The organism is Streptomyces sp. NPDC002671 (assembly GCF_053592475.1).
On sequence record NZ_JBSFVU010000028.1, the window covers coordinates 1 to 20,093 of the forward strand.

At 71.7% G+C, this 20,093-nt stretch carries 16 protein-coding genes and 1 pseudogene; 13 read left to right on the forward strand and 4 right to left on the reverse strand.

Annotated elements, in window-relative coordinates:
* Both ACWD35_RS33690 and ACWD35_RS33695 read right to left on the reverse strand, forming a co-directional pair.
* Positions 1–472: hypothetical protein (locus ACWD35_RS33690; RefSeq protein WP_451355144.1), on the reverse strand; the 472-nt coding region annotated here is incomplete at its 3' end.
* A gap of 246 nt (positions 473–718) precedes the next feature.
* Entirely contained in the window at positions 719–2,467 is a 1,749-nt protein-coding gene (locus ACWD35_RS33695) for a dolichyl-phosphate-mannose--protein mannosyltransferase (RefSeq protein WP_451355145.1), read from the reverse strand.
* A 115-nt stretch (positions 2,468–2,582) separates the two neighbouring features.
* On the opposite strand from ACWD35_RS33695, the gene rsmI reads away from it, so the two are divergent.
* The 13 genes and pseudogenes from rsmI (at position 2,583) to ACWD35_RS33760 (ending at position 17,933) form a co-directional block, all read left to right on the forward strand.
* A complete protein-coding gene (rsmI, locus tag ACWD35_RS33700; protein ID WP_451355146.1) occupies positions 2,583–3,431 on the forward strand; it encodes a 16S rRNA (cytidine(1402)-2'-O)-methyltransferase in 849 nt (282 codons plus the stop codon).
* A 234-nt stretch (positions 3,432–3,665) separates the two neighbouring features.
* On the forward strand, positions 3,666–4,073 hold the full coding sequence (locus ACWD35_RS33705; protein WP_451355147.1) for a hypothetical protein: 408 nt from the start codon (positions 3,666–3,668) through the stop codon (positions 4,071–4,073).
* A gap of 47 nt (positions 4,074–4,120) precedes the next feature.
* Entirely contained in the window at positions 4,121–5,017 is an 897-nt protein-coding gene (locus ACWD35_RS33710) for a TatD family hydrolase (protein ID WP_451355148.1), read from the forward strand.
* Between the two features lie 120 nt (positions 5,018–5,137).
* Positions 5,138–6,466: a ubiquitin-like domain-containing protein gene (locus tag ACWD35_RS33715; protein WP_451355149.1), complete on the forward strand. Its 1,329-nt coding sequence runs from the start codon at positions 5,138–5,140 to the stop codon at positions 6,464–6,466.
* Between the two features lie 64 nt (positions 6,467–6,530).
* A complete protein-coding gene (rsmA, locus tag ACWD35_RS33720; RefSeq protein WP_451355150.1) occupies positions 6,531–7,436 on the forward strand; it encodes a 16S rRNA (adenine(1518)-N(6)/adenine(1519)-N(6))-dimethyltransferase RsmA in 906 nt (301 codons plus the stop codon).
* Positions 7,433–8,362, forward strand: a complete 930-nt coding sequence (locus tag ACWD35_RS33725) for a 4-(cytidine 5'-diphospho)-2-C-methyl-D-erythritol kinase (RefSeq protein ID WP_451355151.1) — start codon at positions 7,433–7,435, stop codon at positions 8,360–8,362. The genes rsmA and ACWD35_RS33725 overlap by 4 nt, the downstream gene beginning before the upstream one ends.
* A gap of 52 nt (positions 8,363–8,414) precedes the next feature.
* Positions 8,415–9,728: a hypothetical protein gene (locus tag ACWD35_RS33730; RefSeq protein ID WP_451355152.1), complete on the forward strand. Its 1,314-nt coding sequence runs from the start codon at positions 8,415–8,417 to the stop codon at positions 9,726–9,728.
* A pseudogene (locus ACWD35_RS33735) lies at positions 9,725–9,967 on the forward strand (4-(cytidine 5'-diphospho)-2-C-methyl-D-erythritol kinase); the annotation flags it as partial. The gene ACWD35_RS33730 and the pseudogene ACWD35_RS33735, both read left to right, overlap by 4 nt.
* Positions 9,968–10,076: 109 nt before the next feature.
* A complete protein-coding gene (locus tag ACWD35_RS33740) occupies positions 10,077–11,333 on the forward strand; it encodes a hypothetical protein (RefSeq protein WP_451355153.1) in 1,257 nt (418 codons plus the stop codon).
* 48 nt (positions 11,334–11,381) lie between these two features.
* Positions 11,382–13,190: an ABC-F family ATP-binding cassette domain-containing protein gene (locus tag ACWD35_RS33745; protein ID WP_451355154.1), complete on the forward strand. Its 1,809-nt coding sequence runs from the start codon at positions 11,382–11,384 to the stop codon at positions 13,188–13,190.
* Between the two features lie 245 nt (positions 13,191–13,435).
* A complete protein-coding gene (locus ACWD35_RS33750) occupies positions 13,436–15,202 on the forward strand; it encodes an outer membrane protein assembly factor BamB family protein (RefSeq protein WP_451355155.1) in 1,767 nt (588 codons plus the stop codon).
* A gap of 86 nt (positions 15,203–15,288) precedes the next feature.
* Positions 15,289–17,088 carry an outer membrane protein assembly factor BamB family protein gene (locus ACWD35_RS33755; protein WP_451355156.1) on the forward strand — a complete coding sequence of 600 codons (1,800 nt, stop codon included), beginning with the start codon at positions 15,289–15,291 and terminating at the stop codon, positions 17,086–17,088.
* A 164-nt stretch (positions 17,089–17,252) separates the two neighbouring features.
* A complete protein-coding gene (locus ACWD35_RS33760; protein WP_451355157.1) occupies positions 17,253–17,933 on the forward strand; it encodes a helix-turn-helix transcriptional regulator in 681 nt (226 codons plus the stop codon).
* Between the two features lie 27 nt (positions 17,934–17,960).
* Here ACWD35_RS33760 and ACWD35_RS33765 read toward each other — a convergent pair whose 3' ends face one another.
* Together ACWD35_RS33765 and ACWD35_RS33770 are read right to left on the reverse strand one after the other, a co-directional pair.
* Complete coding sequence (locus ACWD35_RS33765; protein WP_451355158.1) at positions 17,961–18,278, reverse strand: hypothetical protein; 318 nt, start codon at positions 18,276–18,278, stop codon at positions 17,961–17,963.
* 21 nt (positions 18,279–18,299) lie between these two features.
* Positions 18,300–19,991 carry a sodium:solute symporter family protein gene (locus ACWD35_RS33770; RefSeq protein ID WP_451355159.1) on the reverse strand — a complete coding sequence of 564 codons (1,692 nt, stop codon included), beginning with the start codon at positions 19,989–19,991 and terminating at the stop codon, positions 18,300–18,302.
* Positions 19,992–20,093 lie beyond the last annotated feature (102 nt).

The following is a 20,093-nucleotide window of genomic DNA, read 5'->3' on the forward strand; positions in this document are numbered from 1 at the left end:
CGACGTCGGCTTCGGGGTTGGAGACCATGAGTCGGCTGCCGCTGAGGCCCTTGTCGTGCAGGCCCCACAGTCCCATTTCGCCTGAGGCGTGGGGGTCGTGTGTGCCGGTGACGGGCTGGCAGTCGGCCCAGGGGCCGCCTTGGTGGTCGATGCGGACGCCGCCGATGTACATGCGCTGGCACAGCAGTGCTGTGCCCGGTGCCGTGGTTCCGTCGGGGAGTTTGGGCAGGGTGTAGCCCTTGGGCAGCGTCCGGTGGAACTCCAGCGCCACCGACCAACGGTGCCCGTCCACTCGGCCCTTACCGATCACCTGCGTGACCACCTGCGGCACCTGCCGGTGAACGGAAGCAGACCGCTTGGCGACGACGGAGGCGGGTGCGGACGCCGGGTGGACGGCCGAGCCCGACGCCGCCTCGCTCGCGGAGGCACCGAACGAGACCCCTCCGAGCGCGGCGACCGCGACGGTCGCCATGACTGCCTTCCTGGCAAAACTGAGAGCCACGGAGCATTTCTCCTTCAAAGCAGCCGCCCGACGCCACGCCGGGCGGTCCTCGACGGCCGGCGCGCTGGGCCCGCGTGCCGACCTGCAGCGACCACCAGGAGCGGTGGCCGCGGCTTGGACGTCCGCCCGTAGGTACTCCCAAACACTCACGGCGGGTTGCACGCCGCGCGACATCGCTTCGCGGCACCACCGGTCGCCGGCCGCCAGGCCGCCCAGCTAGACCCAGGTGTCCAGCCACATCCGCGACCGCCAGGAGTCGATCGGGATGGCCGTGCCCGTGTACAGGGGCCAGAAGTAGATGAAGTTCCAGGCGATCAGCAGCACCAGCACGCCCGCCGTCGACGCGCCGATCACCCGGCGGGTCTCACCGGAGCCCGCAGGGCCGATGATCGCGCCGATCATCATTGCCACCGCCAGGCACAGGAACGGTACGAAGACGACGGCGTAGAACAGGAAGATCGTCCGCTCCTGGTACATGAACCAGGGCAGATAGCCCGCCGCGATCCCGCAGGCGATGGCGCCCGCCCGCCAGTCGCGGCGGAACGCCCAGCGCCACAGCACGTACAGGATCGCGAGGCAGGCCGCCCACCACAGCAGTGGTGTGCCGATCGCCAGCACCTCCCGGGCGCACTTCTCCCCTGCGTTCGCCGGGCAGCCGTCCGTGCCGGGGGCGGGGGACTCGTAGAAGTACGACACCGGGCGGCCCAGCACGATCCAGCTCCACGGGTTGGACTGGTAGGTGTGCGGGGACGTGAGCCCGACGTGGAACTTGTACACCTCGTGCTCGTAGTGCCAGAGGCTGCGCAGCCAGTCCGGCAGGAAGGTCCAGTTGCCGCCCTTGCCGTCGGTGGCGGCCCAGTTGCGGTAGTAGCCGCCGGTGCCGTCGGCCGGGGAGAGGATCCAGCCGGTCCAGGAGAGCAGGTAGACGCCGATCGCCACCGGGACTGTCGCCAGGAAGGTGATGCCGGTGTCGTACTTGAGGACCGCCAGGTAGGGGTGCCGGGCGCCGGCCACCTTGCGGGCGCCCACGTCCCACAACACGGCCATCAGGCAGAACGCGGCCAGGATGTACAGGCCGTTCCACTTCGTGCCGATGGCGAGGCCCAGCATCAGCCCGGCCGCCCAGCGCCAGGGGCGCCAGCCGAAGCGGAAGGTGTTGCCCACGTGCGCGTCCGGGCGGACCCGGCCGTCGGGGGCGACCGGAAGCGCGGCGGCCAGTTTCTCCCGGGACCGGTCCCGGTCGATGACGAGACAGCCGAACGCCGCCAGCACGAAGAACATCAGCACGCCGTCGAGCAGCGAGGTCCGGCTCATCACGAAGTGCAGCCCGTCCACCGCCATCAGCGCGCCCGCCAGGCAGCCGAGGAAGGTGGAGCGGAACATGCGGCGCCCGATCCGGCACAGCAGCAGGACGGAGAGCGTCCCGAGCAGCGCCGTCATGAAGCGCCAGCCGAACGGGTTGAACCCGAACATCAGTTCGCCAAGCCCGATCATGTACTTGCCGACCGGGGGGTGCACCACATACGCCGCGTCCGAGGGGATCGCGAGGTGCCCGTGCGTCTGCAGGACCAGGTCGTTGGCGTTCTTGTCCCAGTTGACCTCGTAGCCCCGGTGGACCAGCGCCCAGGCGTCCTTGGCGTAGTACGTCTCGTCGAATATCACCGCACGCGGGCTGCCCAGGTTGTAGAACCGCATCAGGCCCGCCATCAGCGTCACCAGCAGCGGCCCGCCCCAGCCCGACCAGCGCGTGAACCGGCCGCCCAGGGCCGGCGGCACGCCCAGCGCCTGCCACAGCCGCCGGCTCGGCTCGGCGTACGGCGGCACGAGGCGCTCGCGTACGTCGCCCGCGGGCGCCCCCTCGGCCGGTGCGTAGCCGAATCGGCGCAGCCGCTGCTGCCACGACGGCCGCTGGTCGTGCGGCGACTGGTCCTGCCGGAGGTCCGTGGAGGACGCGGTACTGGTCACCGCGCCATCGTAGGGAACCCTTCTGTGTGAGTCCCGTGCATGGGTCGTACGGGCCGGATGCGTGGCGTTCCGGCGCCGTTGCGAGCCTTTCCGCCGGTCCTGGGAGGATGGGGGCGTGACTGGAACCCTTGTCCTGGCAGGTACCCCCATCGGCGACATCGCGGACGCGCCGCCCCGGCTGGCGGAGGAGCTGGCGGGCGCCGACGTCGTCGCCGCCGAGGACACCCGGCGGCTGCGCCGGCTCACCCAGGCGCTCGGCGTGACGCCCAAGGGCCGCGTGGTGTCGTACTTCGAGGGCAACGAGGCCGCCCGCACCCCCGAGCTGGTCGAGGAGCTGCTCGGCGGCGCCCGCGTGCTGCTGGTGACCGACGCCGGGATGCCGTCGGTCTCCGACCCCGGGTACCGGCTGGTCGCCGCCGCCGTCGAGAAGGACATCCGGGTCACGGCCGTGCCCGGCCCGTCCGCCGTGCTCACCGCGCTCGCCCTGTCCGGGCTGCCCGTCGACCGGTTCTGCTTCGAGGGCTTCCTGCCGCGCAAGGCGGGCGAGCGGCTCTCCCGGCTGCGCGAGGTCGCGGGCGAGCGGCGCACGCTCGTCTACTTCGAGGCCCCGCACCGCCTGGACGACACCCTCGCCGCCATGGCCGAAGTCTTCGGCGCGGACCGGCGGGCCGCCGTCTGCCGCGAGCTGACCAAGACGTACGAGGAGGTACGGCGGGGCCCGCTCGGCGAACTGGCGAGCTGGGCCGCCGAGGGGGTGCGCGGCGAGATCACCGTGGTGGTCGAGGGCGCCGCGGAGGCCGGCCCGGAGGAACTGGACGCCGAGGAACTGGTCCGCCGGGTTCGCGTCCGCGAGGAGGCGGGTGAGCGGCGCAAGGAGGCGATCGCGGCGGTGGCTGTGGAGGCCGGGCTGCCGAAGAGGGTGGTTTTCGACGCCGTGGTCGCGGCGAAGCGCTCCGCCGGGTGAGGCGGCACACACCCCCTCTGAGCAGGGCGCTTCTCGACTGAGCGCGCGCCCCATGGGAGGGCAAAAGGCTGTCGCCGAAAGCAAAGCCAGGTAGGGCCGACCGGGGCCGTTTCGGCAAGGAAGGCTCAAAACGGCTCCAACACTCGACAGGACAGCTGCGTTCGCGCCGGTGAAGGCGTCCACTGGTCGAAGGGGAGCACCCGTCCCTTCGTCCAGCGGACAAGAGGAGCTGGCATGAGCGAGATCGCAGGACAGACCGGCCTCCGCGGTACGGCCACAGCCGTCGTTCACGAGTCGTACGCATTCGCCTGCATGCGCTGCGGGCACGGCTGGGAGCAGTCGTACGAGATAGAGCACCACACGGACGCCGACGGCCAGGAGTTCGTGGTGTACGTGGCCGACGGCCGCATCGTGCCGTCCCCGCTGAGCCGGCCCACGTGCCACAACTGCGACCACCACGTCGTGCGGATCATGCGCGCGGGGCAGGTCTCGTCGGTGCGCGACGCCGCCCGGCGGCAGCACCACCCCGTGGCCGAGGCAGGCCCGGCGCAGGCGCCCGATCAGGCGCCCGAGCAGGCCAAGGGGCACCACCACTGGCACCTGTCCGATCTCCTGCATCCCTTCCACCGCAAGGCGAGCTGAGCGGAGCACCGGCGTTTGCCGGGGTGCCCCTTTCGTAGGATCGGAGCATGCCTTCGAACGCCGGTCGCACCTCCAAGGACGACAAGAACGCGGCCCCGCCGCTCCCGGCACCCCTCGCGGTGCCCGTCGCCGACTCCCACACGCACCTCGACATGCAGTCCGGCACGGTCGAGGAGGGCCTCGCCAAGGCCGCGTCGGTGGGCGTGACGACGGTCGTCCAGGTCGGCTGCGACATCAAGGGCTCGCGGTGGGCGGCGGAGACCGCCGCCGCGTACGAGAACGTCCACGCGACGGTCGCCCTGCACCCCAACGAGGCCCCGCGCATCGTCCACGGCGACCCCGACGGCTGGTCCCGGCAGGGCGCCCGTGTGCCCGGCGGTGACGCCGCGCTGGACGAGGCCCTCGCCGAGATCGACCGGCTGGCCGCCCTGCCCCAGGTCAAGGGCGTCGGCGAGACCGGCCTCGACCACTTCCGCACCGGGCCCGAGGGCAAGGCGGCCCAGGAGCGGTCCTTCCGCGCGCACATCGAGATCGCCAAGCGGCACGACAAGGCCCTCGTCATCCACGACCGCGACGCCCACGCCGACGTCCTGCGCGTCCTGAAGGAGGAGGGCGCCCCCGCGCGCACCGTCTTCCACTGCTACTCCGGCGACGCCGAGATGGCCGAGATCTGCGCCCGCGAGGGCTACTTCATGTCCTTCGCCGGCAACGTCACCTTCAAGAACGCCCAGAACCTGCGCGACGCCCTCGCCGTCGCCCCGCTGGAGCTCGTCCTGGTGGAGACCGACGCGCCGTTCCTGACCCCGGCGCCCTACCGCGGACGGCCCAACGCGCCGTACCTCATCCCGGTCACGGTGCGCGCGATGGCCGCCGTGCGCGGCATCGACGAGGACGCGCTGGCGACGGCCCTGGGCGCCAACACCGCCCGCGCCTTCGGTTACTGAACACTGGCCGAACGTTCCGCGGACAACAGTGCGTAGTCGCGTCGCTTTGGAGAGTGACGGCGGCTCGGCTAGGTTCTGGGGGCCTATCCGGACCCCTCTGGCCTTCTGGAGCGTGTCGGCGTGAGCAAGTCGCAGTACGAGGCGTACGACGAGGCGTACGGCGAGGCGTACGACGAGGTGTACGGCCCCTACGGCCATGACGTCCCCGTACACCTGGCGGAGACGCTGCCCTCCGGCGTGTACCGGGACACCTACCGGCCCGCCTACGAGGCCGAGCCGGTGCTGCCGTTGCCGCGGCAGGCGGGAGCGGGCGGGCGGGCCACGCGCCGGCGCAGGGCGCGCTACGGCGAGCGCCCGGAGTCCGCCGTGCGCCGTCTGCTGCCGCAGGCCCTGGTCGTGGCCTTCCTGGCCGGCGGCACCACCGCGTTCGTCGCCAAGGACAAGGCGGTCGAGCTGAGCGTCGACGGCAGCACGCGCACGCTGCACACCTTCGCCGACGACGTCAGGGGACTGCTCGCCGAGGAGGGCGTGCACGTCGGGCCGCACGACGTGGTCGCACCCGTCCCCGGCAAGGCGCTCGCCAGCGGCGACGAGGTCGGCGTGCGCTACGGGCGCCCCCTGCGGCTCACGCTGGACGGCGAGCGGAGTGAGGTGTGGACGACGGCGCGCACGGTGGAAGGGGCGCTCGAAGAGCTGGGGGTGCGCGCGGAGGGTGCTTACCTGTCTGCCTTGGGCTCCCAGAGCATCGGACGCGCCGGGCTCGCGCTCGACGTGCGCACCGAGCGGGCCGTCACGATCATGGCGGACGGCCGCACCCGCACCATCCGCACCAACGCGGCCACCGTCGGGGAGGCGGTCGAGGACGCCGGGATCACCCTCCGCGGCCAGGACGCCACCTCCGTGCCGCCGGACAGCTTCCCGCGCGACGGGCAGACGGTGACCGTGCTGCGGGTGACCGGCGGCAGGGAGGTCCGCGAGGAGCAGATCCCGTTCGAGGTCGAGCGGACCGCGGACCCGTCCCTCTTCAAGGGCGCCGAGGTCGTCGCACAGTCCGGGCAGCCCGGTCTGCGCCGGGTCACGTATCTGCTGCGCACCGTCAACGGGGTGAAGCAGAAGCCGCGCCGGGAGCAGTCCGAGGTGGTGCGCTGGCCGCGCACGCAGCTGGTCAGGGTGGGTACCAAGCCGTTGCCGCCGTCCGTGCAGAGCGCCGACCACCTCAACTGGCAGGGCCTCGCCGCGTGCGAGTCCGGCGGCCGTCCCCACGCCGTCGACCCCTCGGGGACGTACGGCGGGCTCTACCAGTTCGACATCCAGACCTGGCACAGCCTCGGCGGCACCGGCCGCCCCCAGGACGCATCGGCGGAGGAACAGACGTTCCGGGCGAAGAAGCTGTACACCCGCCGGGGGGCCAGCCCTTGGCCGCACTGCGGGGCGAGGCTGCACGGGTAGCCGCGCAGCCGCAGCGCCGGGGCACCTGGCAATCCCGCCGACCACACCCCCGTACCCTTGTCCCGTGAGCAGCCCCACCCCCGACGCCCTCCTCGGCCCCGCCGACATCCGTGAGCTTGCGGCAGCGCTCGGTGTCCGGCCCACCAAGCAGCGCGGTCAGAACTTCGTGATCGACGCCAACACGGTCCGCCGTATCGTCCGCACCGCCGAGGTCCGCCCCGACGACGTGGTCGTCGAGGTCGGCCCGGGGCTCGGCTCCCTCACGCTCGCGCTGCTGGAGGTCGCCGACCGGGTCACCGCCGTCGAGATCGACGACGTCCTGGCCGGCGCGCTGCCCGCGACCATCGCCGCCCGCATGCCGGAGCGCGCCGACCGCTTCGCCCTCGTCCACTGCGACGCGATGCACGTCACCGAACTCCCCGGCCCCGAGCCGACGGCCCTGGTGGCGAACCTGCCGTACAACGTCGCCGTCCCCGTGCTGCTGCACATGCTCGACACGTTCCCGAGCATCGAGCGGACGCTGGTGATGGTGCAGTCCGAGGTCGCCGACCGGCTCGCCGCCACGCCCGGGAACAAGGTGTACGGCGTGCCGTCCGTGAAGGCCAACTGGTACGCCGAGGTGAAGCGGGCCGGGGCCATCGGGCGCAACGTCTTCTGGCCCGCGCCGAACGTCGACAGCGGGCTCGTCTCCCTGGTCCGGCGGACCGAGCCGATCAAGACGACGGCCTCCAAGGCGGAGGTCTTCGCCGTCATCGACGCCGCCTTCGCACAGCGCCGCAAGACCCTGCGGGCCGCCCTCGCCGGCTGGGCCGGTTCCGCCGCTGCCGCCGAGGCGGCGCTGGTCGCGGCCGGTGTCTCCCCGCAGGCGCGCGGCGAGGCGCTGACGGTCGAGGAGTTCGCGCGCATCGCCGAGGCCGCGTCATCGCGGGGAGCGACCCCCGCACCCCCGGAAGAGGAGTCCGGCAAGTGAGCGTCATCGTGCGCGTCCCGGCCAAGGTCAACGTCCAGCTCGCCGTCGGCGCCGCCCGCCCCGACGGCTTCCACGACCTGGCCAACGTCTTCCTCGCCGTCGGCCTGTACGACGAGGTCACCGTCACCCCGGCCGACGAGCTGCGCGTCACCTGCGAGGGCCCGGACGCCGCGCAGGTCCCCCTGGACCGCACCAACCTCGCCGCCCGCGCCGCCCTCGCGCTCGCCGGGCGCCGGGGCATCGAAGCGGCCGTGCACATCCACATCGCCAAGGACATCCCGGTCGCCGGCGGCATGGCCGGCGGCAGCGCGGACGGCGCCGGGGCGCTGCTCGCCTGCAACACCCTGTGGGGCGCCGGTGCCTCCCGCGCCGAACTCCTCGCCATCTGCGCCGAACTGGGCAGCGACGTGCCGTTCAGCCTGGTCGGGGGCGCGGCCCTCGGGGTCGGGCGCGGCGAGCGGCTGACCGCCCTGGAGGTCGGCGGCACCTTCCACTGGGTGTTCGCGATGGCCGAGCGCGGGCTGTCCACCCCGGCAGTCTTCCGCGAGTTCGACCGGCTCGCCGAGGGCCGCGAGATCCCCGAGCCCGTCGCCTCCCCGGACCTGCTGGAGGCGCTCGCCAAGGGCGACCCGGACGCGCTCGCCGCCGCCGTCTCCAACGACCTGGAGCCCGCCGCGCTCTCCCTGTTCCCGGAGCTGGCCGACACCCTGGCCACGGGCCGCGCCGCCGGCGCCCTCACCGCGCTCGTCTCCGGCTCCGGCCCCACCACAGCCTTCCTGGCCCGCGACCCCGAGTCGGCCGCCTCGATCGCCGAGGCCCTGCGCGCTTCCGGCACCTGCCGCACGGTACGCACGGCAGAGGCTCCCGCGCCGGGCGCCACGGTGCTGACCACAGCGCGCGAAACGGGCGTGAGCGCCGGCGTGTGACGACAGCGGGACGACAGCAGGGGGGGCTGTGAGCTGTGAAGGGGGGAACAGCATGACCGCAGACGCACTCGTCGCCGCCGTACGCCGGGGTGACGCGGACGCTGTACGGGACCTGCTCCGGGGCGGGGCCGACCCGGACACGCTCGTGCCCGGCGAGGACGTCCCCGTCCTGTGTCTCGCCGTGGCCGCATACGACCACAAGGTCGCCGAGGCCCTGACGGAGGCGGGAGCCGACGCCCTGCGCCCCCTGCCCGACGGCACCACCCCGCTGCTGCGGGCGATCGACGCCGGCGACCCGGACACCGTCGACGAGGTCCTGCCGCCCGCCGAACGCATGGCCGAGGACGCACGCCGCGAGGCGCTGGCGCGGGCGCGGCACTGGGCCGACACCGGTGTGGAGGCCGAGCTGCGCCGCAGGTCGGGGGCGCGGGGGCCGGTGCGGCGCGAAGTCGTCGAGAGCCGCTGGGGGGCCAGCCACAGCGTGCAGCTCGCCCTCGGCGGGCTGACGGCGCGCGACGCCCACCTCGGCATCCTGTGTGAGCTGGAGCGGTGGCACGGGGTGCGGGTGCCGTTCGAGGAGCTGCTCGAGCGGGCGCTCGCACGGCAGGACCCTGATCATGTGGTGTGGTTCGCCGCCGCCCACGTCCTCGGCGGGCGCCGGGAGAACGACGAGACCTGGCAGGCCGCCGTGACACTGAGCCGGCACCCCGAGGCGCTGCACCGGCTCTTCGCCGCCGACGTGCTGCTCTTCCTCGGCATCGGCTCCGGACTGGACGGACGCACGCCCTTCGACGCACTCGGCACCGGGGTCTTCCTCCCCTGGGCCCGCACGGAGCGCGACCCGCGCGTGCTGGCCGCCGTACTGAACGGGCTCGCCCACCAGGACGACGCCCCGGAGATCGAGGACGTGGGCCTGTCGCACCGCGCGCATCCGGATCCCCGGGTGCGCGCCCTGGTGCCGGACACCCTGGAACGGGGCGAGGGCGGACTGCTCGAACGGCCCGCCGGCCTCGCCGCCGTGCTCGGCCTCGCCCGCGACCCCGACCTGGCGGTCCGCCGGTCGGCGTGCATGTGGCTCGCGGAGTACCCGGGACGCGACCAGGAGATCAGGGACGCGCTGGCCGCCCTCGTCGACGAGGACGATCCGGCGACCCGCGTGTACGCCATGTACGGGCTGGCCAACAAGGACGACCCGCGCTGCGTGGAGGCGAGCCGCCGCATAGAGGCCGCCGACGGGGAGCCCTGGGGGGACGACTGGATGCTGGACGCCGCCCGGCGCTACGAGGACCGCAGGGCGAAGGCCGCCGGGGCTGCGTCATCGCGGGGAGCGACCCCCGCACCCCCGGAGGAGGAGTCCGGCAAGTGAGCGTCATCGTGCGCGTCCCGGCCAAGGTCAACGTCCAGCTCGCCGTCGGCGCCGCCCGCCCCGACGGCTTCCACGACCTGGCCAACGTCTTCCTCGCCGTCGGCCTGTACGACGAGGTCACCGTCACCCCGGCCGACGAGCTGCGCGTCACCTGTGAGGGCCCGGACGCCGGGCAGGTCCCCCTGGACCGCACCAACCTCGCCGCCCGCGCCGCCCTCGCGCTCGCCGGGTGCCACGGCGGCCGAGCACCCCGCCGCGCAGTAATTCGGCTGCCCCGGCCGGCGGGGTCCTTCTAGGCTCGCTCAGCCGGTTCCACGGGGAACGGCCGACGGCCGAAGGGGCGGACGCATGAGTACGGGGGACGGGGGACGGCTCGTCGCAGCCGTACGGAGCGGGGACGCCGAGCAGGTCCGGGAGCTGCTGGACGCAGGGGCCGATCCGGACACACTCGACGAGAGCACGGGTGTCCCGGTGCTGTGCCGGGCGATCGCCGCGTACGACCAGCCGGTCGCCGGGGCCCTGGTGGAGGCCGGGGCCGACGCGCTGCGCGGGCTGCCCGACGGCACCACCCCGTTGCTGCGGGCGGTGGAGAGCGGCTCGCTGTGGCTGATGTGGGCCGTGTTCCCCGAGGTGGTACGCCGTCCCGGCCCGGCCCGCGAGGAACTGCTGGACCGTGCCCGCCACTGGGCGCGGACCGACCCGGAGACCGAACTGCGGCGCCGGACCGGCCTGCCGGGGCCGGTCGAGCGCACCAGGCTGGACGACGAGGCCGGCTGCTGGTACGAGAAGCTCACGCTCGGCGGGCAGACGCTGTGCGACGGGCATCCGGCGATCCTCACGAGTCTGGAGGCGAAGCTCCGGCTGCGCACGCCCTTCGACGAGCTCCTCGCGCGCGCCCGGGCGTACCCGGACCGGGATCACCAGGCGTGGTCGGAGACGGTGCTGGCGCTGGCCAAGCGGCTGGACGACGAGACCTGGGCCGCGGCCGAGGACCTGAGCCGCGACCCCGACCCGCTGAACCGTCTCTTCGCCGCCGATGTGCTGCTGTCCTTGATCATCGGAGACCCGGTGGGAGGACGCCAGCCGTTCCCGGACCGGGCGAAGGAACTGGTCCCCTGGGCCGAACGGGAGCGGGACGTGGAGGTGCTCGAGGTCCTGCTCAACGCGCTGACGTGGACCGAGGACCCGCAGATCGAGGCGGTCGGCCTGCGGTACGCCGCGCATCCGGATCCCCGCATCCGTTCCCGGGTGCCGGAGCTGCTGGCCCCCGACGCGGGCGGGTACCGCCAGGAGAGCCTGGACGCCGTGCTCGGCCTGGCGCGCGACCCGGACGCGGACGTACGCGCCAGTACGTGCCACCTCCTCATGCACTACCGGGGCCCTGGGCCAAAGATCGCGGATGCGCTGCTGGAACTCGCGCGGGACGAGCGCCAGCGCACCAGGATCTACGCCGTCGCCGCCCTGGCCCACCGCGACGACCCGCGCTGCGTGGAGGCCAAGGCACACATCGGCCCCATCGAGGCGGACCTCGCCGAGGAGCATCTGCCGGTGCTCGCGGTCTGGTACTACCAGCGCCGCCAGGAGGAGCAGAGAAGCGAGGGCTGACCTCCGACTACCCTGGAAGGTCGATCCATCCCCCGGGGCAGGAGTGAAATGGCCGTCAACCTGGTCAATGTCGAGAACGTCAGCAAGGTGTACGGCACCCGTGCCCTGCTGGACGGCGTCTCGCTCGGCGTCTCCGAGGGTGACCGGATCGGAGTCGTCGGCCGCAACGGTGACGGCAAGACCACCCTCATCCGGATGCTCGCCAAGCTGGAGGAGGCCGACACCGGACGGGTCACCCACTCCGGCGGGCTGCGCCTCGGGGTGCTCACCCAGCACGACTCCCTGGACCCCGCCGCCACCGTCCGCCATGAGGTCATCGGCGACATGGCCGACCACGAGTGGGCCGGCAACGCCAAGGTCCGCGACGTGCTGACCGGGCTGTTCGGCGGGCTGGACCTGCCGGGCTTCCCCAAGGGGCTCGACACCGTCATCGGACCGCTGTCCGGTGGCGAGCGGCGCCGGATCGCGCTCGCCAAGCTGCTCATCGAGGAGCAGGACCTGCTCGTCCTCGACGAGCCCACCAACCACCTCGACGTCGAGGGCATCGCCTGGCTCGCCCAGCACCTGCAGAACCGGCGGTCCGCGCTCGTGTGCGTGACCCACGACCGCTGGTTCCTCGACCAGGTCTGCACCCGCATGTGGGACGTGCAGCGCGGTGACGTGTACGAGTACGAGGGCGGCTACTCCGACTACGTCTTCGCGCGCGCGGAGCGCGAGCGGATCGCCGCCACCGAAGAGGTCAAGCGGCAGAACCTCATCCGCAAGGAGCTGGCCTGGCTGCGCCGCGGCGCCCCCGCGCGTACGTCCAAGCCGCGCTTCCGCGTCGAGGCCGCCAACGAGCTGATCGCCGACGTGCCGCCGCCCCGGGACAGCAGTGAGCTGATGAAGTTCGCCTCCTCCCGGCTCGGCAAGACCGTCTTCGACCTCGAGAACGTCAGCGTGAACGCCGGGCCCAAGGAGCTGCTCAAGCACGTCACCTGGCAGCTCGGCCCCGGCGACCGCATCGGTCTCGTCGGTGTCAACGGTGCCGGTAAGACGTCGCTGCTGCGGGCCATGGCCGACGCGGCCCGCACCGAGGGCGAGGCGCAGCCCGCGGGCGGTCGTATCGCCGTCGGCAAGACCGTCAAGCTCGCCTACCTCTCCCAGGAAGTCGCCGAACTCAATCCCAACTGGCGGGTGCTGGAGGCCGTGCAGCAGGTGCGCGAGCGCGTCGACCTCGGCAAGGGCCGGGAGCTGACGGCGGGACAGCTGTGCGAGACGTTCGGCTTCAGCAAGGAGAAGCAGTGGACGCCGGTCGGGGACCTGTCCGGTGGTGAGCGTCGCCGGCTCCAGCTGCTGCGCCTCCTCATGGACGAGCCCAACGTCCTCTTCCTGGACGAGCCGACCAACGACCTCGACATCGAGACCCTCACCCAGCTGGAGGACGTCCTCGACGGCTGGCCCGGCTCGATGATCGTCATCTCCCACGACCGGTTCTTCGTCGAGCGCACCACCGACCGTGTCTTCGCCCTCCTCGGCGACAGCACCCTGCGCATGCTGCCGCGCGGCATCGACGAGTACCTGGAGCGGCGCCAGCGCATGGAGGAGGCGGTCGCCGCGCAGGCCGCCGCCGCGGCTCCCAAGCCGGCCACCGCGGAGAAGAGCGCCGCCGACCAGCGCGCCGCCAAGAAGGAACTCCAGAAGATCGAGCGCCAGTTGGACAAGGTCTCCGAGAAGGAGTCCAAGCTGCACGCCCAGATCGCCGAGAACGCCACCGACTTCGCGAAGGTGGCCGAACTGGACGCCCAGCTGCGGGATCTGGCCGGGGAGCGCGAGGAACTGGAGCTGCGCTGGCTGGAGCTGGCCGAGGACGCGTAAGAGGCAGAGGCCTTGCGCGCAGTAGTCGCAACAGGCTTGCGCGCGCCCCGTGAAGGGGGCGTGAAGGCGCGTAACGACGGCATCACGGGCCGGTCCTCCCTTGGGAACAGGGGCGGATCCGGCCCGTTTGCTGTCGGAGCCGGTGATAGAAATGGCCGTCTGAGAACTGTCTGAGAACGACTTCTGTATCTGTCACGAACCTCAGGGCGTGGCTGAAAAACGGGGAACGAGGGGGAAGAGCGCTGATGACTCAGCCGCCCAACCAGCCGCCGCAGGGCGGTTTCGGACCGCCACCGGACCAGCCGCCGCAGGGCGGCGGATTCGGGGCTCCGACCCCGCCGGCGCAGGGCGGTTTCGGCGCACCCCAAGGCGCCCCGGGAACGCCCCCGCAGCCCCAGCCCGGCTACGGCTACCCCCAGCAGCCCGGCCCGTACGGCGCCGCTCCCACCCCACCGGGCACCCCCGGCCCCTACGGCCAACCGCAGCAGCCGGGCCCGTACGCGGCCCAGCCCCAGCCCGGCTACGGCTACCCGCAGCAGCCGCAGTACCCGGGCGCGCCCGGCACTCCGCGGGGCGGCAAGCAGGGGCTCAAGGGCAAGCCGGTGGTGATCATCGCCGCCGCCGTGGCCGCGCTGCTCGTCGTCGGCGGCACCGTCTTCGCGGTCACGGGCGGCGGTGACGGCGGCGGCAAGAAGAAGCCGGTCGCCGAGAAGAGCGGCGACGACAAGCCCTCCGCGTCCCAGCCGGTCAACCCGGGCGACGGCAGCGGCGACGGTGGTTCGGACCCGGACAACCTCAACGAGGGCCGCAAGCCCGGCGAGGCCAAGGTCCTCTGGTACAAGGGCGCCCCCGACGCACCCGGTTCCGGCGCCCACGCGCCCAGGATGTGGATCACCGACAAGACCGTGGTGAAGGCGGCGTACAAGCAGGTCTTCGGGTTCGGCATAGCCAACGGCACTCCCGCCTGGAGCCCGATCACCTTCCCGCAGAAGATCTGCGCGGCCACCCCGCAGCCGTCGCCGGACGGCAAGGTCGTCGTGGCGTACATGAGCGGCGTCAGCGACAACGCCAAGTGCAACCAGCTCCAGCAGATCGACCTCGCCACGGGCGAGAAGGGCTGGAGCGGCGAGGTCGCCGACGGCGGGCTGTTCGACAGCGCGCTCGTCATCGAACTGACCATCAGTGGCAAGACGCTGATGGTGGCCCGCGAGGAGTCGGGCACGGCGTACGACGTCGACACCGGCAAGAAGCTGTTCGACAAGAAGAAGTACGGCAACGCCTGCTACCCGGCCGCGTACGCGGGTGACGCCAACCGGCTGATCCAGGTGGCCTCCTGCGGCGTCAGCACCGGCACCGAGCACGACGAGATCTCCGAACTCGACCCGGCCACCGGCAAGGTCGAGTGGACGCAGCCGTTCAAGAAGGGCTGGACGATCGCGCGCACCTACTCCGTCAGCCCGCTCGTGGTCTATGCGACCAACGAGGACGAGAAGGCCTGGAACATCTCCACCTTCACCAAGGCCGGCAAGTTCCGTTCGGAGGTGAAGGTCGACGAGAAGTTCGGGCCCAACTGCGGCCCGGGGATCCTCCAGCGCGACCTGCAGGGCTGCCAGGGCGCCGCGGTCGACGACGACACGCTCTACCTGCCCACGGACTCGGACAGCGGCGCCAACGAGATCGTCGCGATCAGCCTGTCCACCGGCAAGGCGAAGTGGCGGGTCAAGTCCCCGGCGGACGAGCCGATGACCGCGGTCAAGGTCGAGGACGGCAAGCTCATCGCCTATGTGCAGCCGTCGTACGACGCGGGCGGCCAGGTGCTGTCGATCCCGACCGGCGGCTCCTCGCACACGCCGGCCAAGCTGCTGCAGAACCCCTCGGGCACCGCCCAGATCGAGGACAGCTTCTACCTCGGCCGGGTCGACTGGGTCGGCGGGCGCTTCTTCATCTCCTCCACCGAGCTGAACGGCAACGACGATTCGAAGGAGAAGCTGATGATGGCCTTCGGCAACTGAGCCCGGCCGGTCCCGCTCTCCGTCTCCTCGTCCTCAGATTCCGCGCCGTCCTTCGGCCCTTAGAGCTTCACCGAGGTACCCCCGTCATGACTCAGCCGCCTCCGCCGCCGCCGAACCAGCCCCCCCAGCAGGGCGGTTTCGGCCCGCCGCAGGACCAGCCCCCGCAGCCCCAGCCCGGCTACGGCTACCCGCAGGCACCGCAGCCCCCGCAGGCCCCGCCCGCCCAGGCCCCCCAGCCTCCGCAGGCGCCGCAGCCCGGCTACGGCTACCCCGGCGTCCAGCAGAACCCGTACGCCCCGCAGCCCCCGGCCTACGGCCAGCCGCCCACCGTGCCGATGCAGCCGCAGGCCGGGTACGGCCAGCCCGCGCAGCCGGGCTACGGCTACCCGGGCCAGCCGCCCACCATGCCGATGCAGCCCCAGCCGGGGCAGTCCGGCGGCGGGCGGAACAACAGCACGCTGATGATCGTGGTCGCGGCGGTCGCCGCCATCGCGCTGATCGTCGTCGGCGGCATCTGGTACGCCTCCTCCTCCGGGGACGACGGCAAGAAGCACGACACCGCCGGCTCCAGCGGCGGCACCGGCGGCAAGGACGACAAGGGCGACTCCGGCGGCACGGGTGGCGGCAAGGAGAAGGTTCCGGCGAACACCGCCGCGAACGTCCTCTTCGAGGTCCCGATGCCCAAGACGAACGACACCGTCGTCACCTCGGGTTCGTGGCTGACCGACAAGGTGTACGCCAAGACCGGCGTCGCCGAGATCGACGGCTACGACCCCGCCAACGGCTCCAAGCAGTGGACGCTCAAGCTGCCCGGCCCGGTGTGCCAGGCCACCGGCCACGTCACCGACGACGACAGGACGGCGATCGTCTTCCAGCCGAAGATGCCCCCGAAGGACTCCTCCGCCGGGTGCAGCAAGATCGGTGCGGTCGACCTCGACACCGGCAAGCTGCTGTGGTCGAAGTCGATCAACAGCGGTGAAGATCCGATCGACTTCGACAATGTGACGGTCGCTCAGCACACCGTCGCGGTCGGCAGCAGCTACGGCGGTGCCGCCTTCGACATCGCCTCCGGCAAGCTGCTCTGGCAGCCCAAGTCGGACGACACCTGCAACGACGCCGGCTACGGCGGCGGTACGAAGCTGGTGGCGGTGCGCAAGTGCGGCGAGTACGACAACCGGCAGCTGCACATCCAGAACATCGACCCGCAGACCGGGAAGGTGATCGCCGAGTACAAGATGGCCCAGGGCATCGAGTACGCCTCCGTCATCTCCACCGACCCGCTGGTCGTGGCGGCCGACGTCGGCGACAGCGCGGGCGACGGCAGCGGCATCTCGGACTACTTCTCCATCGACGCCAAGACCGGCAAGCTGCTCGCCCGCATCTCCGCGCCCGGCGACACCTACGGCGGTCGCTGCGACGGCATCACCCGGGTCGAGGACTGCAAGCAGGTCGTCGCGGGCAACGGCAGGCTGTACGTGCCGACCGAGGAGCACGACGGCACCGGCGACTACAGCCAGACCAACGAGATCATCGCCTTCGACCTGAACACCGGCAAGCAGACCGGCCAGCGCGCCGAGGCCGGCGACGGCTACCTGCTCTCGCCGCTGCGCATGGACGGCCCCAACCTGATCGCCTACAAGCGCCCGCCGTACGACAAGGGCGGCCAGATCGTCAGCATCGACGGCGGCTCCTTCAAGGCGACCAAGCTGCTGGAGAACCCGGCCAAGGAAAGCGCGCGCGACGCCGAGACCAGCATGCTGCCGGACTACTCGGAGATCCTCTACGCGCAGGGCCGGCTGTACATGTCGCAGGTGTTCGCGGAGAAGGCGGACTCCTCGCTGCACAAGAAGGAGTACCTCGTGGCGGCGTTCGGCACGAACGGCTGACGCGGGCGCCCGCACGCCCTGCCGCGCGCCAATGCGCTGGTTACCGAGAAGTGCCCCGGATTTCATCGATCCGGGGCACTTCTCCTGCATAGGGGCAGCGCGACGTCGAACAAGCGTGTAGCTTCCGGGGGCATGAATGGCGGGGGTTGCTGGGGGGTTGCTCTATGGGAGTGCGGCTCATGGTCGTCGACGACCACCGCTTGCTCGCGGAGGCGCTGGCGTCGGCACTGAAGCTGCGCGGGCACCGGGTGCTCGCGGCGGCGGCACCGGCCGCGGGCGCGGCCGAGCTGGTCATCGCGCGGGCGCCGGAGGTGTGCCTGCTGGGTACGGCGACACCGGCCGAGCCGGGGGTCTTCGACCCGGTGGTGCGGATCAAACGGGAGCGCCCGCAGGTGGCGGTGCTGGTGCTGGGCCCGGTGCCGTCCCCGCGGGGCATCGCGGCGGCCTTCGCCGCGGGCGCGTCGGGGTACGTACGGCACGACGAGCGCATCGAGGGCGTCGAGCGGGCCATCATCAAGGCCAGGACAGGGGAGGCGGCGGTGGCCCCGCAGCTCCTCCAGGGCGCGTTCGGCGAACTGCTGAACCCCGCCGCCCAGCCGGACGACGAGGGCCAGCGCCTGCTCCAGATGCTGACCCCGCGTGAGGTGGAGGTCCTGGTCCGGGTCGCCGAGGGCGAGGACACCCGCCTGATCGCGGCCGGCATGGGCATCGCCCCCAGCACCGCCCGCACCCACGTCCAGCGGGTCCTGATGAAACTGGGCGTGGGCTCCCGCCTGGAGGCGGCGGCGCTGGCGGCCCGGACGGGCCTGCTGGACAGAGCGGGCCCGCTGACCGGCGGTAGCTAGGCCCGACAGGGCCGAGGGGGGATTCGCTCACCCGCGTTCGTCGGGTGCCGCCGGCGGCTTCTGCGTGGGCCGGAGCCACAGCCACGTCAGGAAGAACACGCCCAGGATCAGCATGCCGATGCCGGTCCACAGGTTGATGTTGACTCCCTGGGCCTTGTCGATCTCGGCCCGGGAGTCGGTGATGCCGGTGACCGTGACGATGACGCCGTACAGCACGAACAGGCCGCCGATGATGCGGCGCAGGTCGAAGATGCGGGCCGCCGTCGCGGACTTCCGCTCCAGCTCGGTGACCTCCCGCTGGACTTCCTCTTCGGAGGACGCGGAGAAGTCGAACTGCTCGGTCATGGTCTCTCCATTCTCCCGCGGTCAGAACGAGAACGGGATGTAGCAGGCGGCGGCCAGGATCACCGCGCCCCAGCCCAGTAGGACCGGCCGGCGGTACCAGGCCTCGTCGCCGGGAGCGGGCGGCTCGCTCATGCCCGGGGAGCGGGTGCCGTAGACCAGGCCCTGGAGCTGCTCGGCCGGCTTCGGCGCCGTGAACAGGGACACCACGACCATCACGACCGCGCCGGCGACGAAGCCCGCGATCGCGGAGACGAAGTTGGCGCCCTGGTCGGAGGGGATCGAGATGATGCCCCTCTTGTAGAGCACGAAGTAGTTGACCATCGCGCTCACGGTGCCGGCGAGCAGGCCCCAGAAGCCGGACTTCGCGGACGCCCGCTTCCAGAACATGCCGACGACGAACACCACGAACATCGGCACGTTGAAGAAGGAGAACAGCGTCTGGAGGTAGCTCATGATGTTCGAGAACGAGGACGCCAGGAACGCGGTGCCGACCGAGGCGCAGACGCCGACGACGGTGATCAGGCGGCCGAAGCGGACGTAGTACGCGTCCTCGCGGTGCAGCACGACGTACTTGGCCCAGATGTCGTTGGTGAACACCGTGTTGAAGGACGAGACGTTCGCCGCCATGCCGGCCATGAACGCGGCGAGCAGACCCGTCACCGCGATGCCGAGCACGCCGTTGGGCAGCAGCTCCTGCATCAGATAGGGGATGGCGTCGTTGTACTGGTAGCCCGAGGCGGGAGTGCCGAACTCCGGGACGAGCGCGGCGGCGACCAGGCCGGGGATCATCACCAGGAAGACGATGAAGATCTTCGGGTAGGCGGCGATCAGCGGGGTGCGCTGCCCGGCGGAGAGGTTCTTCGCGGACAGGGCGCGCTGCACCTCGGCGAAGTTGGTGGTCCAGTAGCCGAAGGACAGCACGAAGCCGAGGCCGAGGACGATGGTCAGCCAGTTGGCGCCCAGCGGGTTGACGCTGCCGATGCCGGTGCCGCCCCAGGCGGTGGTGAAGTTGTGGCCGTGGGTGGCGGTGAGCCTGTCGGTCAGCCCGCCCCAGCCGCCGGCCTTCTTCAGGCCGAGGACGGTGATCGGGATGAGGGCGGCCAGGATCACGAAGAACTGGAGCACCTCGTTGTAGATCGCCGAGGAGAGACCGCCGAGGGTGATGTACGCGAGCACGAAGGCGCCGGCGACCACGATGGCGACCCACTGCGGCCAGCCGAGCAGCGCCTCGACGACGATCGCGAGGGCGTAGAGGTTCACGCCGGCGATCAGGATGGCGGCGAACGCGAACAGGATCGAACTGAGCAGGTGGGCCCACCTGTCGAAGCGCAGCAGCAGGAACTCGGGGACCGAGCGGACCTTGCTGCCGTAGTAGAAGGGCATCATCACCAGGCCCAGGAAGACCATCGCGGGGATGGCGCCGATCCAGTACCAGTGCACGGTGTAGGCGCCGTACTGGGCGCTGTTGGCCGCCATGCCCAGGATCTCGGTGGCCGCCAGGTTCGCCGAGATGAAGGCGAGGCCGGTGATCCACGCGGGCAGCGAGCGCCCGGAGAGGAAGAAGTCGAGGCTGGTCTTCACCGAGCGGCGGGCCGCGAAGCCGATGCCGAGGACGACGACGAAGTAGATCCCGAGGATCGTGTAGTCCAGCCCGTTGGTGGGGAGCCGTAGCCCCGCTGCCAGGTCCATGTGTGGGTATGTGGGGGTTTGCATGGGCACTCGCTTGTTCTTCGTTTGATTGTGGTCGTCCGAGGTGTTGTCGAGTTGTGAGCTGTTATGTTTGATTGTGTTGAGTGATCGGTGGGGGATGTAGAG